The following is a 14,080-nucleotide window of genomic DNA, read 5'->3' as shown; positions in this document are numbered from 1 at the left end:
TGTTGCTGGGAAAAAGTACAGGGAATTACTGCCGAGGAGCGATCTTACCCCTTGGGATAGATGTCGCAGCGAGCATTAACCGTTTGGGAAAATTAAAGGATTTATTATCTTGGGTTTAGCGATCGTTGTAGTAACAAGTTTATCCTAGCTAAGAACAAATATCCCTACTGGAACGCTTTAGTTAAACGGAGAGTGAAGATCTAATACCGCAAGTTAACTGCTACGGCAACATTGAAGTGGCTTTAGTTGACTGAGCAATAAGTTACAAATTGTGAATGTTGATAGAACTAAAAAGAAGTTTTAATCTATCCTCAGCTACAAGCGATCGCCAATAGTGTATTCTTGACTAAAGATTATTAATAATCCCCTTTATCAAAAAAACGACTTCCGTGTTAGAAGCCTGCGTACTTGCAACGATATTAATCGGATTTTTTGGCATAATTTTCAAAAAGAACCTGCTCATGAAGATTGTCTCAATGGATATCATGAGTACAGGAGTTATCGCCTACTACGTCGCGGTGGCATCGCGCGAAGGCTTATTTGCACCAATTATTGCCACAACTGGGGATTTTCCCCAATACTCAGATCCCGTTCCCCAAGCGGTCATTTTGACAGCAATTGTCATCGGCTTTTCCATTCAGGCGCTCATGCTCGTCGGTGTGATGAAATTAGCGCGGGATAATCCAACTTTAGAAAGCGAAGAAATAGAAAAAAACAACACGCCATGAGTTCGATAACTATCGTTTTGATGGCACTGCCATTTTTCTTAGGTTTTGCCATCTACCTCCTTCCTAAACTCGACCGCTATCTCGCACTAATTGGAGCTATTGCTTCCCTGGGATACGCATTGCTCGTTTTTATCCAACCGTCACCCCTAACCCTGCAATTTCTAGATAACTTTGGCGTAACTTTAACCATCGATTCCTTAAGCGGCTACTTTATTCTCACCAATGCCTTAGTCACACTTGCCGTTCTCTTCTATTGTTGGGCTAGCGATAAAACCGCTTTTTTTTACGCCCAAATCTTGATGCTACACGGTAGCGTTAATGCTACTTTCATCTGTAGCGACTTCATTAGTTTATACGTCGCTCTCGAAGTAAGTGGAATTGCCGCATTTCTGTTGATTGCCTATCCTCGTAACGATCGCTCGATTTGGGTCGCCTTACGCTATCTCTTCATCAGCAACACGGCAATGCTATTTTACCTGGTCGGAGCCGTACTGGTCTATAAAGCCAACCACTCTTTTAGCTTTGCTGGTTTAGAGCAAGTCCCACCAGAAGCGATCGCTCTACTCTTTGTCGGACTCCTTGTTAAAGGTGGCATCTTTGTTTCCGGCTTGTGGTTGCCACTTACTCATTCCGAATCAGAAACCCCCGTATCAGCACTGCTATCCGGTGCCGTCGTTAAAGCAGGCGTATATCCCCTGGTGCGCTGCGCCTTAATGGTGGAAGAGGTAGAACCCATCGTGCGCATTTTCGGAGTCGCAACGGCGCTGTTAGGCGTGTGCTATGCCGTTTTTGAAAAGGATACCAAGCGAGTTTTAGCATCAAGTACGACTTCCCAACTAGGCTTGATTCTAGCCGCACCGGAAGTTGGGGGTTTTTATGCGCTAACTCACGGCTTAGTCAAAGCACTACTATTTCTGATCGCGGGTAACTTACCTAGTCGCGACCTCAAGGAACTACAAAACCAACCACTTCGTACTTCGATCTGGATTACCTTAGTCGTCGCTAGTTTTTCGATTTCTGGCTTTCCCCTCTTAGCAGGCTTTGGCGCAAAGATGTTAACTCTGAAAAATCTGGTATCTTGGCAAGTAATTCTGATGAATATCGCGATCGTGGGAACGGCAACGGTATATGCCAAATTTATCTTTTTGCCCCATCAAAAACCAGAAAATTCAGACAGAATCAAGCTTGGTTTTTGGCTAGCAGCGATCCTTTTGCTGGGCGGGTTAATTGTCGCTAATGCTGTTTACGTTGAAGCTTATACCGTAGTAAATATTACAAAAGCTTTGGTAAAAATTGCTCTAGGCTGGTTAGCATATTTCTTCATCATTCGACGCATTACCCTTAAATTGCCCCGGGCTTTAGAAAATTTTGACCATTTAATCGGTGCGATGAGTTTGATGTCGATTTTACTATTTTGGATGGTGTTGGCATGATTGGGCATTTGAATCTAATATTGCGACTGACAATTTGGTTTCTGCTCACGGCAAATTTTAGTATTGCTAATATTATTATCGGCGTTGCCGTAGCATTTTTATTACCCGGTCGGAATAAAGCCCCGGAGTCTTTACAGGATTGGCTGCGGGTTTTGGGTGAGGTGATTGTGGCGATTCCCCAAGCTTATGCTGAGGCTTTTGAAATCATCTTTCGCCCGCATAAATACGAAGATGTTGTGATGGAACGGGTTAAACCCCAACGAACTCCCGGACTGATTTTTCTCGATATTTTTCTGATTACCTTTACACCAAAGACGATTGTTCTGAAATACCACGAAGACGGTTGGTACCAAGTCCACCGAGTACGACGGAGGAGAAGGTTGTGAATTTAGTTTTGATTGCGATGATTTTGGCTTTGTTGATTCCTATCGATGAAGCTTGGCAGGATAATGATATTTGGCAGAAAATGTTAGCCTTTGCCAGTATTGCGAGCAAAACATCGATCGCGATTTTAGTGGTTTCTGTCTTGCGCGACGATTGGACGATTGGCGTTGTCGGAGTCATCATCCTCAGTGTGGGAAATGCGGGATTAATGTTGCTGGCACACATAATTAGGCGATTGAATGAATTATGATTGACGGATTAAGTTATCTGTGTATGGGCATTGGCATCTTTTTCTGGTTTTGGGGAACTTTTCCCTTGGTTGGCGATCGCTCGGTATTATTTAAGCTGCACAGTCTTTCGGTGGCGGATACGTTGGGTTCGATGATTATTGTTTTCGGGTTGCTGTTGAAGATTCCCCGTGAGTGGCCGTTGTTAGTTCTGGCGATTATTACTCTGGCGATTTGGAATACAGTTCTGGGGTATGTCTTAGCTTACTGTTCCAGCAGTGGGGGCAAGAATGAACGATAACTCGATCAACATCATCATAACTGCTTTGCTGCCCTTGACTGCTTGTATACTGGTTGTGCAAGTGAATCCGTACCATGCGTTAGTGATTCGAGGAGTTCTCGGTGCGATCGCGGCTTTGGTTTACGCAGTTTTGGGGGCGGCGGATGTGGCTTTGACTGAAGCTTTGATGGGAACGCTGCTTTCGATTACGTTGTATGCGGTGGCGGTGCGATCGTCGTTGGTATTGCGTCTGGGAGTACTCGAAGAGGGGACAGACACCAAAGGTACAAAAGGATCTCGCCTGATGGCTGATTTACGAACTCTGCTCGATAAGCATTATATGCGGCTGGAAGTCGTTCCCTACAATGACTTGCAAGCTTTAGATCGGGCGTTGATGGACAAAGAAGTTCATGCGACTTGTTTGCGAAAAGTGTTGCCTGAAGAGGGTGATTTGGAAACTCCCCATCCTGAATCCCAAACCGATCTCTTAGCCATTCGAGTCCAACGCATTTACGAGATTCTGCAAGCCGAACTTTCGTCTCCCAAGACGGTTCTAACCTACGTCAAAGTACCCAACTTAGAGGAGAAGCACTGATGAAATGGATTTACATTGTCGCCGGAATCGCGCTGTTTGTCCAAATGCTGTTTGTGCCAAATCCAGAACCGGACTTATTAGTTTCGATTGTCGAAACTGTAGTTGAGGATAGTGGCGTTCCCAATGCTGTTTCGGGGATTATTTTCCGCAATCGCCTCTATGATACGATTTTTGAGGTGGTGGTTTTTACGATCGCGATCGTTGGGGCTAAATTTTTATTAGCTAATGAAAAACCGTTCTGTGCAATCTATCATTTTGACGATCGCCCTTCGATTGTTTTAGCCCGGTTAGGGGCTACTATTTCCGCGTTGGTGGGAATCGAACTAGCGATTCGGGGACATCTCAGTCCCGGTGGAGGATTTGCGGCTGGAGTTGCGGGGGGAACGGCAATTGGGCTAGTGGCGATTACCTCATCGCCAGAGTGGATGCAGGCTATTTACCAACGCTGGCGTGCGGCTACTTGGGAGAAAGTATCAGTTCTACTGTTTATTGTTCTGTCTGCAATGACGCTGTGCGGGTTAGAATTGCCTCACGGAGATTTAGGCGCATTGGTTAGCGGCGGCATTCTGCCTATACTCAATATTTTAGTGGCGATTAAGGTTGCGTTAGGTTCGTGGGCTGTGGTTTTGGTTTTTATCCACTATCGGGGATTGTTATAATCGAGCATTTTTCCGAAGAACGATCGCTGATTTAATTTTAGATTACAGTTCTCTTAAACCGCCTGGATTAGATTCAGGTTGAGTGGGAACTACTGGTTGATTTTCAGTAACAGGTTGCGATGTATTTTGAGGTGGAGTGACTGGTTGGGGTGTCACTTGTTGTTGATTTTGGATTTGTTGTTGCCGTTGGGAGTTGCGACGAACTTGTCTTTGTATTTGATTAAGATTTTCTACCGCCGTGTTGTAACAATCAAGATCTCCTTGTTCAAAACAAAGTTCTGAGGCTTTTTCCATGTCTTCCAGGGCAGCTTCAAACTCTCTTTGATAGTAGCGAATGATGCCTCGATTATGATATGCCAAACCGTATTTGGGCGCAACTTGAACGGCGCGATCGTAGTCTTGAAATGCTCCTTGTCGATCGCCTAAATCTTCGCGAAGTACGCCACGATTAAGATAAGTATAAGCATCGCTGGGATTGAGTTGTAAAGCTTGGTTATAATCGGCTAGTGCTTTTTGTTTGTCTCCGAGGCGATAATAAGCTAATCCTCTTTTTGAGTAAGCTTCGGAGAAGTTGGCTTGGACTTGGATAGCTTGAGTATAATCGGCGATCGCGCCTTGTCTGTCTCCTCTGGTGTAGCGGGTTAAACCGCGATATAACCAAGCTATGGCTGAGTCTCGATCTCGTTCGACGATCCGATTAAAAGCTTGACTTGCTTCGGAAACTTTACCTTCGTCGGCATAATTTAAAGCTTCAACTAATTCTTGTCTTTCGGGAGACTTAGCTTGTTCGAGATTGTCGGGGGAGCGATCGTCAAAAGTTAATTGGGAACGATTTATACCTGCTCTGGCGATTAAACTGGTAAAGGTATTAACTGGAATCGCTGCATTAAATCCGGTTTTCAATTCGGCAACGGTGACACCATTTGCTGATTCACTTCTAACTACACCTTCGCGATCGCCTTCACCGTGGACGCCAATAATTCTCCCACTAGGATCGAAAACTGGTCCCCCACTCATTCCGCGACGAGTTAAAGCGTTGTAGCGAAGAGAATAACCTCGCTCGCGATCGGATTGGATCGAGGTGATAATTCCTGTGGTAAATTCATGAAAGCGATCGCTTCCACCATCAATACCGAGGGGAAAACCGGAAACGTAGATATCTAAACCTTGTTCTGCTTGGTTGGAATTCCCGATCGTAGCAATTTTGTAGGTTTGCGAACTTTGAAATTCGACGATCGCTAAATCGGGGTCTTGTTTACTCTGCTGTAAACTCTTGACAGCGATAACGGGATATTCTCTGCCATCGTGAGTGCGAACTACATATTCTATTGCTTGACTTTCAACAACGTGATTAGCAGTTAAAACGGTATAAACATTTCCTTCTTGGGCAATAATTGCGCCCGAACCGCCTGGAGTTCCCAAAGTATTATTAATTTGTACGGTTACGCTAGTAGCTATTTGCGCGATTTCTGTTTTACTTAAAGCTGTAGCTGCGCTTGTGGTACAAATAACGATCGCTGCTGTGGCTGCACTTCCGCTAAGAATATTCGCCAGCAAATCGAAACGAGAATAACCCCAACTCATAATTAATTACCTGGTGAAACAAACTGTAAATAAGTAGTAATCGGTATTCCCCAGCTAGAAGCTACCATACGATCTAACATTGTTGCTGGTGGTTCTGTACCGTCTTCAAATTCGTATACGCCAAAATCAGGATCGCGATATTTAGTACGACCGTTAATGCCAATTAATTGACCTTGAAGATTAAAAATTGGACCGCCACTCATTCCCACTTCAATGTTGTTAGTATAGCCGAGACGATATCCTTGAGAAAATGATTTGGCAGGTAGCAAGGATACTTCTCCTTGGGTAAAGCGAAAGGCTTCGATTCCTTCATCAAAAGTTGTGGCTAAGGTTCCTTGATGATACATGGGAAACCCAGAAGCAAATACTGGTTCTCCGACGATAATTGGTTGTTGACTAATTTGTGCTATTTGGTAGGGAAAATTACTTTGAAATTTTAGGATCGCCATGTCCGTGTTACCCAGTCGTTGTGGCGGTTGGATAGGTTGATATTGTTGACCGTCTGGGGTAAGAATTAAGAAGCGATCGCTGAAGGAAACGACGTGCCAATTGGTTAAGATGGTGTAAATTTGTCCTTGTCGAGCGACAATTACCCCCGATCCTGAAGCTTTCGCGGCGAGAATCCTGACAGTGGTTAATTGGGTAAGATATTGAATGCGGGAGATCGCCCCATTGGCTGGTGGGTAGTTAATCGAAATTGGTTGCGCTAATAAATCCGATGAATTTGAGATCGCCACCAGGGTTGCTGGGCTTTGTATTAGCGCGCAACTTAGGAAAAGAGAAAATGGTAAAAGCCCTTTTCTGAGGGTTGCACCCACTTTCCTGGTTGGATTTTGAGTAGTTTTGGCTTGATTTTCCCACCAGCTTTGAGGCATTATAACTCCCGGCGATCGCCTTGGTTTGATGTTCCTGGTGTTGGTTGAGGTGTAACTGGAGAATTGAGGTTATTGCTATCTTCTTCAATTCTTCCTCTCACATCAATGTAAGGAATTGTTGCACTTTCCGATAGTGATGGTGTTCCTGCTACTCCTGTACGCCAAGCGATAAATTGATTTAAGGTTGTAATTACATTTTGACCGGGTTTGAGGGTATAAATCAATCCGGTACAAGGACCATTTTCGTACTGCGCGGTACAAATTACTGGTTGTCCGTTCATTGTCCCGGCGGTAATATAACGTAGTTGTTTGTTGCGTCGATAACTTTCGAGGCGGTTGCTAACTTCTTGACAGCGTTGTAAGGGGTTGTAACCTACTCTTTCACCAAAGTTAGAAGTCCAGCGTATCCAAGGCTCTAAGCCACCTTGACGATTTTGGTACATGGAGATCGGTATGCCGGAATTGGTGTCACAATAGAAACCAGATTGACCGGGTGCGGGTTGGCTGCGAGTTGGGGATGGGGCGATCGCGATACTTCCTGCGGCGATCGCTCCTGCTGCTACTATTTTTGCTATTAATGGTAATTTCATTAGCCTCACCGGAACTTTTTGCTCTCGGAGTGAATTTTTTAGTTTTTCCTAATTTAATCTTGCTGAAATTTTTTTGTGGTTTTTCACCCTACTTTTTGACTAATCTTTATTCAATCTTTACTTACTCTGCTCTTGGCTTCATCTTAACTTCATATTTTTGGCTTTTCTTGCCAGTAAAGTTTGCCAACCAGTAGTTTTTCCAAGGGCAATTTAACAAAAATCTGGACAGCCGTTTGGTCTTGTTTCTACTGGTTCGGATGGGGGTGGGACTGGTAACTCAGGTGGTTCTTTAAATCGCGGCGGTTGTGGCGTTTCTTGGGGGCTAAAGGGTCGATCGAGTAGTGGTTTAGGTGTCGGTTGTTCCGGTACTAATTTTTCGACGCTAGGAGCGCTTTGTAACTGTTTTTGTCTTACTAAATCGGCAAGTTTGGCGATTTTTTCTTGGTATTCAGCATTTTTACTCTTGACATTTTCTCTAATATATGTATCTGAGTCAATTTCGTCTAGTTTGGTTTGCGCTGCTTCCCAGATCCTTTGCGCTGCTTCTAACTCGGAAATAGTTGTCGCTACATTAGTTTGTCGATCGGCTTCAACGGCAAGAGCTTCGGCTGCTGAAAATTTTTTTTCGGCTTCTTGCTCTTTTGTCAAGCGATCGCCAATTTCTTGTAATTTATTTTGATAAGAAATTAACAATTCTTCATCTTGGGCGGGAAGATTTTCTAACTGATTAATTGCATCATCTAATTGCGAATGAATTTCTGCTAATTCGGCGATACTTTGAGGAGTTTCGGCAAGGGCGGCGTTTGCTTGAGCGACAGCTTGGTTATATACTTCGGTAAAATTCAAATCATTTACTTGCGCGATCTCCTCGTTATTTTCCACCGGACAATTGTTAAAAATATTACATAGCCCGCCCAAATTTTTCGCGAAAACGACGACTCCAGCAATCAAAATTGTCGCTAAACAAGTAAAAGCTATCGGTTTTCCCGGTATTTTTGCTGCTGGCTGTAGAATTGTCCCAGATGTTTTGATTACTGGTAAATCGGGTGATAAAGTAGGCGTTAGATTCAGTTTTTCTAAGGCAGAAATAACTTCTCGAGCAGACTGATAGCGATCTTCGGGCGCATTTGCTAACATTTTCTGAATAATTTGGGCAAAATTATTGTTAACATTGACATAATTTTGCCAATTCCAGGTAAAATTAGATGTATCGAAGAGTATACTTGGGTCTTTTCTGGTGAAAAGAACGAGGGCAGTTACTGCCAGAGAATAAAGATCGTTAGTCGCATTAGATTGACCGTGATAAAGTTGTTCTGGTGGAGAATAACCCGGTTTACCAACGCGAGTTAATGGCGAACTAGGAAGATGAGTTACACTAGCGATCGCTTCTTTGACTACACCAAAATCGATCAAAACTGGTTTTTGGCGATCGCTGCACCAAATGATATTATCAGGCGAGATATCCCGGTGAATAATGCCGCGATCGTGAATATAATCTAAAACTGGTAATAAATCTAACAACCATTGCTTAATCTCGGCTTCAGAAAAAGTCTTTCCTTCTACCAAAAATTCCGAATAACTTTTACCCTGAATATATTCCTGGACTAAAAATAATTTTCCCTCTTCCTCAAACCAAGCCAAAAACTGAGGGATTTGCTGATGTTTTAACTGATGTAAAACTTTCGCTTCTCTCTCAAACAATTCCCGAAACTTAGCCATAGCTTTCGTATTCGTATGACTATGTAAAAACTCTTTGAGGACAAACTTTTCCTCAAAACGTTGTCGATCGCTAATTAAATAAGTTCTCCCAAAACCGCCTTGACCAATTACTTTGATAATCTCGTAGCGGTCATTGACTTTCTTTCCTGGAGGTATTTCTCCGGCTTGGGTTGAGATCATTTTCCAAACACTCTTCCTCAAAAAATGTATCCTTTGTTACTTAATCATTAAGTAATTTCTGGGAGTGTCACCAAAGTAAAAATTTTTCCGAGCATTCATAAGTTAAATTATAAAGCTAAATCCACTTTTTTTCCAGTCAACTTAAAAAAAATCAGCAAGCAAGCGCTACTTCATTGAAAAAATCAAACAATTTCACTCTCAACTAGTGACTAAACTAAATCCTCAACTCCTAACTATCTCCGCTTAATTATCAATAAAGTTAAATCATCATAAACAATTTGTTTACCGATGTGCTTTTTCACATCTTCAACTACCGCATCTTTAATTTTTTCGGCAGACAAATAACAATTATGACAAAGAACTTGACAAAGACGTTTCAAGCCATATCTTACTTTTTGAATATTTTCAGCTTCAGTAATCCCATCCGTATAAACCACGATCGAATCGCCACTATTTAAATGCAAATATTTCTTGTCAATAAACTGAGTAATATTTTCCTCCAAGCCAAGAGGAAAGCCCAAATCAATTGTCTCAATAATTTCCACGAAACCATCACCACGAAGAACAATAATTTCTTCATGTTGTCCGCTCAAACAAAATTTCCCATTTGCGTAATAATCAAGAATTGCCAAGGTCATATTTTTATCAGAATTCATCCGCACAATATTCTGATAAATGGTACGATTAATAATATCCAAAAATTTAATAGCATCAGTTTCCTGTGTGTTTTGCAAAGTTCTAATTGCCGCTTGTACCATTAACATTAAAACCCCACTTTCTAACCCATGTCCGGTAACATCACCAATACTAATTTTTACGCCCCCTTCATGTTGCAAAACATCATAATAATCGCCACCCACTTCTTTAACTGGTTCCATATATCCAGCAATTTCTAAATCTTTAATTGCACTTATTTCTTCAGGTTTAGGTAAAAGTATCTTTTGCAAACGCTGAGTAATTGCTAACTCGGCATTGAGACGAAAATTTTCATTGCGGAGACGAGATAAGTTGAGATGAGTTTGAATTCGCGCTAGTAATTCATCTTTAGAAATAGGTTTATTTAAATAATCATTTGCACCTACCTCCAACCCAGTTACCAAATCTTGAATTTGATTTTTAGCAGTTAGTAATAAAATTGGTAATTCTGAAGCAGAAAAACGCTGGCGCAATTTTTCAGTAACTTCGTAACCTGTCATTTTGGGCATCATGACATCTAGCAAAATCAAATCTGGTTTGAAACCATTTTCGATAGCAGACAAGGCTTCTTCGCCGTTATTTGCTTCAGTGACGTTATAGTTAGCAAGAGATAAATGATTGAGTAATACTTGTAGGTTTACTGGTTCGTCATCAACAATCAAAATTTTGATCTTGCGAGCGTTTTCGCTAGTAATTACTAGTTGAGATTTTGAATCTAATAATGGTAAAACTTGGTTGGTTACGCTTCTTGGGGGCAAATTATTAAAATTTCCTGGAATTTCAGAGAATGATGGTTGTTTATCTAGTTTATTTTGATAAATAGGTAAAGTAAAAGTAAAACAAGAACCACGTCCCACAGTAGATTTAACTGCGATCTCACCTTGGTGTAATTCAACTAACTTTTTAGTAATTGCTAATCCCAAACCCGTACCTCCATATTCTCTAGCAGTAGAGCCATCTGCTTGTTCAAAAGATTCAAAAATTCGTATTTGTTTATCTTCGGGAATACCGATGCCGGTGTCACTAACAGAAATAGCAATCTTGTGGTTAATTATGGCTGCGGAAATTTCTATTTTCCCAGCAGCCGTGAATTTAATTGCATTGCCAACTAAGTTGTAAAGAATTTGTTGCAAGCGGTTTTCATCGGCGGTAGCGTCAGGTAAATCTGAGTCAACATTGTTGATTAGTTGTAAGTTTTTTTTTCCTAATAAACTGCGACTGAGAGTTAAAACAACTTCGACAATTTCTCGCACTCCCACAGCTTTAATTTGTAGTTCGATATCTTGGTGGCGTAGTTTAGAAAAGTCGAGAATATCATTAACTAAATTGGCTAATCTTCTGCCACTTGCGACGATAGTTAACAAATTTTGGCGTTGAATTTCAGTTAATTCTCCAGTTGCACCGTCTAACATAGATTCAGCGATCCCGATCGCGCCGTAAAGTGGGGTACGCAATTCGTGGGATGTATTGGCGAGAAATTCGTCTTTAAGGCGATCTAAACGCTGTAATTCGCTGTTTTTCGCTTCTAAGCTAGCAAAAGATTCTTTGAGTTGCTTTGCCATTTGGTTAAAATTACGAGCGAGAAGTCCAACTTCATCTTCAGTTAAAACAGGTGCAATTTGTTCTAAATCTCCGGCAGCTAGTTGAGTTGCGGTATCGGCGATCGCTAAAATTGGTCTGGTAATCTGACGGGCTAGTAAGTATGCACCTAGTGATAGCACTCCGGCTGCTACTAATCCCACTAATAAAATTGTCGCTGCTAATTGACGTGCTGGCGCAAAAGCTTCTGCTTGTTCCATTTCCACCAGCAAGGCAATTCCTAAGTCATCTAGCCAACGATACACTCCAATGACAGGTATTTGTTGATAATTCCGATACAAGCCAAAACCCCTAAATCCTTGCATTGCGGCATCGATTCCGGGACTATTGACTCCAGAAATAAGTTCCTCAGTGCGATTTTCATTTCCGGAGATAAAGCTATTTTCGGTTACTAAGGACCCAATCAAGTAAGTTTCGCCACTTTCACCTAACCCCGTGCGTTCCCGAATAATCTGGTCGATCCGATCTAAGTTAAGATGAGCTAAAACGACTCCTATACGAGATCCTGACCTATCTTGGATCGGTGCAGCAAGTGTTACTGCTGGTTTCCCGGTAACTGGTGAAACATAGAAAATAGGCGTAAAACCTTGTCCTAAGTCAATTTGGGCGAAATCGAAATAAGTGAAATTTCCCGCAACTTCGTATTCCCCTTCATTAGCTGAGTTAGTTGAAATCGCAATGCGGTTGCGGCGATCGAGAATAAAAATTTCGCTAAAATTAGGCTTAACTTGAACAAAATCGTGGAGATATTGGGAAAGAATTTGGTATGCTTTTTGAGATTCTTGTTGCGAAGCTTCCCCATTCAACAAGCTTTGTAGCTGTAGTTTCACCTCGGGAAACTGAGTTACCAAGAAAAAATCTTGTTCTCGATCGATAAACCAACGGCTAATTTCTTCTTCTTTTAAGGTAGCAGCAACACTCAAGCGATCGAAAGCAGCTTTTTTCAAAGCTTCTCTCGCTCGAAAAAAAGCAACTCCCCCGACTATACTGACGGTCAGGAGAGATAACATTAAAAAATTACTAGCAACTCTCGCGGTCAAATATCGCTGATAAAATTTTATTCCCATTGCTCGAAAATTTCCTCAATCCGAGCGATCGCTTCTTGAGTAGCTTCTTCTGGAGAAAGATCGTCGATCAGGATGCGATTAATTGCTTTACCCCAAATATGTTCCTCTAGCACTTGAGTGTAGGCGGGATTGCGGGTGTAGTAAAGCGGGCGCGTCGGACGTTCTGTTAACATTTTAGTCGCGATCGCGATGTGGCGATCGCGGCGATCGTGCCAAAATTCATCTTCCCAAGCAGGAGTCATCACGGGGAAATAACGCCCTGTGGCTGCTTTGAGATATGCTGTTAAAGTTTCTGGCTGGACTAAATAAGCTAAAAATTCTTGGGCTGCTTCCTGGTTTTTCGACTCGCGGAAAACTACTGCTTGTCTCACAGAAACGATGTAGCGCATTGGTTCGCCATTCGGCTTGTTCGGAAACTCTAACGTCCCTAATTGATTAAAGTATACCTCTTCGTCTTCGCGCTGGGCAGCCGGAATCGAAAGTGTGGGATTAGGAGTCATCACTACTTTTCGATTCAGCATATTAAAATTATTATCTGGGTTTAACCATTGAGGTGCATTTGGTGGTATATACCCTTGTTTATATAGTGCGGTTATCCAGTCTAAACTCTGACTAATTCCTGACTGAACTTCCGGTTTATCTACTTGTAAATTACCTTCGCGATCGACAATTTCTACATTATAAGCTTCTAAAACTTGTTCAAAAAAGTAGTAACTATCGGAAGCTTTGTCAGAAAGAGTAATTCCTAAGCTATAAATATCTGAATTTTGCTCAGAGCGCAATTCTTCTTGCACGTTTTCCCAAAATTGCCAAAAACCCGTCCAATCTTGAGGAATATCATTAACATTTTTGCCTATTTTTTCGATTAAATCTTGCCAATAATGAATATAAATTGTCGCTTGATAAATTGGGACTGCGTAGTAACTGCGTTGCTTTTCTTTTTGATTATAAAGATAAACCGATTCTAATACGGCTGGTGAATATAAATTTTCTACTGGGGCAATTACTTTTGCTAAATTTGTGAGTTTTCCTTCCCAAGCTAAACGGGGAATAAGTTCGTATTCAGCACGAGTAGAAAATAAAAGATCGGGAAGATTACCAGTAGTCAAAGCTCTAGCACTTTTTTGTGGTAATTCGTCTTCAGTTTCAAAAAAAAGTTTAACTTGTTTTCCACTGATTTTTCCCCAATCTCGAACAATTTTTTGTAGTGCTTCATCTTCTTCTAAAAGATAGCCTTTATTCCACCAAATTGTCAGGGAATCGCTTGGGGGCTGAGAGTTACTAACCGAAGTTTGATTTAATTGTGAGTCACCGTTACAAGCAACTATAATTAAACTGAAAGTCAGCGCGATCGCGGAATATTTAATCGACAATAACCAACAGCGATGAGCTAGTTTTTGCTGACAAAAATTTAAACATCTCTGAAATAGAAACATTTGTTAATCGATTACTTCTCATATTTAT

Annotated in this window: 13 protein-coding genes; 7 read left to right on the top strand and 6 right to left on the bottom strand. The window is 41.7% G+C overall.

The features are described from left to right. Positions 1-389 precede the first annotated feature (389 nt). From G3T18_RS23390 to G3T18_RS23360, 7 genes are read left to right on the top strand one after another with little or no spacing between them, the layout of a single operon-like run. Positions 390-728, top strand: coding sequence for a cation:proton antiporter subunit C (locus G3T18_RS23390; RefSeq protein ID WP_224413006.1), 339 nt, complete (start codon positions 390-392; stop codon positions 726-728). Next, the gene (locus G3T18_RS23385) at positions 725-2,161 is read left to right on the top strand and encodes a cation:proton antiporter (RefSeq protein WP_224413005.1); all 1,437 of its coding nucleotides are present in this window, start codon (positions 725-727) and stop codon (positions 2,159-2,161) included. Before G3T18_RS23390 ends, G3T18_RS23385 begins: the two co-directional genes overlap by 4 nt. Next, positions 2,158-2,547: a Na+/H+ antiporter subunit E gene (locus G3T18_RS23380; RefSeq protein ID WP_224413004.1), complete on the top strand. Its 390-nt coding sequence runs from the start codon at positions 2,158-2,160 to the stop codon at positions 2,545-2,547. The genes G3T18_RS23385 and G3T18_RS23380 overlap by 4 nt, the downstream gene beginning before the upstream one ends. 17 nt (positions 2,548-2,564) lie before the next feature. Beyond that, positions 2,565-2,795 carry a hypothetical protein gene (locus tag G3T18_RS23375; RefSeq protein WP_263480564.1) on the top strand — a complete coding sequence of 77 codons (231 nt, stop codon included), beginning with the start codon at positions 2,565-2,567 and terminating at the stop codon, positions 2,793-2,795. Beyond that, positions 2,792-3,073, top strand: a complete 282-nt coding sequence (locus G3T18_RS23370; RefSeq protein WP_224413002.1) for a monovalent cation/H(+) antiporter subunit G — start codon at positions 2,792-2,794, stop codon at positions 3,071-3,073. Before G3T18_RS23375 ends, G3T18_RS23370 begins: the two co-directional genes overlap by 4 nt. After that, positions 3,063-3,647 carry a DUF4040 domain-containing protein gene (locus G3T18_RS23365; RefSeq protein WP_224413001.1) on the top strand — a complete coding sequence of 195 codons (585 nt, stop codon included), beginning with the start codon at positions 3,063-3,065 and terminating at the stop codon, positions 3,645-3,647. The genes G3T18_RS23370 and G3T18_RS23365 overlap by 11 nt, the downstream gene beginning before the upstream one ends. Next, positions 3,647-4,306, top strand: a complete 660-nt coding sequence (locus tag G3T18_RS23360; RefSeq protein WP_224413000.1) for a Na(+)/H(+) antiporter subunit B — start codon at positions 3,647-3,649, stop codon at positions 4,304-4,306. The genes G3T18_RS23365 and G3T18_RS23360 overlap by 1 nt, the downstream gene beginning before the upstream one ends. Before the next feature lie 42 nt (positions 4,307-4,348). Here G3T18_RS23360 and G3T18_RS23355 read toward each other — a convergent pair whose 3' ends face one another. From G3T18_RS23355 to G3T18_RS23330, 6 genes are all read right to left on the bottom strand, one after another. Then, positions 4,349-5,890: a tetratricopeptide repeat-containing S1 family peptidase gene (locus G3T18_RS23355; protein ID WP_224412999.1), complete on the bottom strand. Its 1,542-nt coding sequence runs from the start codon at positions 5,888-5,890 to the stop codon at positions 4,349-4,351. Positions 5,891-5,892: 2 nt separating this feature from the next. Continuing rightward, a complete protein-coding gene (locus G3T18_RS23350) occupies positions 5,893-6,765 on the bottom strand; it encodes a S1 family peptidase (RefSeq protein WP_224412998.1) in 873 nt (290 codons plus the stop codon). After that, the gene (locus tag G3T18_RS23345; RefSeq protein ID WP_224412997.1) at positions 6,765-7,355 is read right to left on the bottom strand and encodes a COP23 domain-containing protein; all 591 of its coding nucleotides are present in this window, start codon (positions 7,353-7,355) and stop codon (positions 6,765-6,767) included. Before G3T18_RS23345 ends, G3T18_RS23350 begins: the two co-directional genes overlap by 1 nt. Before the next feature lie 210 nt (positions 7,356-7,565). Next, complete coding sequence (locus tag G3T18_RS23340; protein ID WP_224412996.1) at positions 7,566-9,254, bottom strand: serine/threonine-protein kinase; 1,689 nt, start codon at positions 9,252-9,254, stop codon at positions 7,566-7,568. Positions 9,255-9,487: 233 nt separating this feature from the next. After that, the gene (locus G3T18_RS23335) at positions 9,488-12,616 is read right to left on the bottom strand and encodes a SpoIIE family protein phosphatase (RefSeq protein WP_224412995.1); all 3,129 of its coding nucleotides are present in this window, start codon (positions 12,614-12,616) and stop codon (positions 9,488-9,490) included. Continuing rightward, positions 12,607-14,052 carry an ABC transporter substrate-binding protein gene (locus G3T18_RS23330; protein ID WP_224412994.1) on the bottom strand — a complete coding sequence of 482 codons (1,446 nt, stop codon included), beginning with the start codon at positions 14,050-14,052 and terminating at the stop codon, positions 12,607-12,609. The genes G3T18_RS23335 and G3T18_RS23330 overlap by 10 nt, the downstream gene beginning before the upstream one ends. Positions 14,053-14,080: the final 28 nt, after the last annotated feature.

This window comes from Oscillatoria salina IIICB1 (assembly GCF_020144665.1).
Classification (GTDB): domain Bacteria; phylum Cyanobacteriota; class Cyanobacteriia; order Cyanobacteriales; family SIO1D9; genus IIICB1.
Note: the sequence above shows the minus strand (reverse complement) of the source record. Positions and strands in the feature narration are given on the sequence as shown.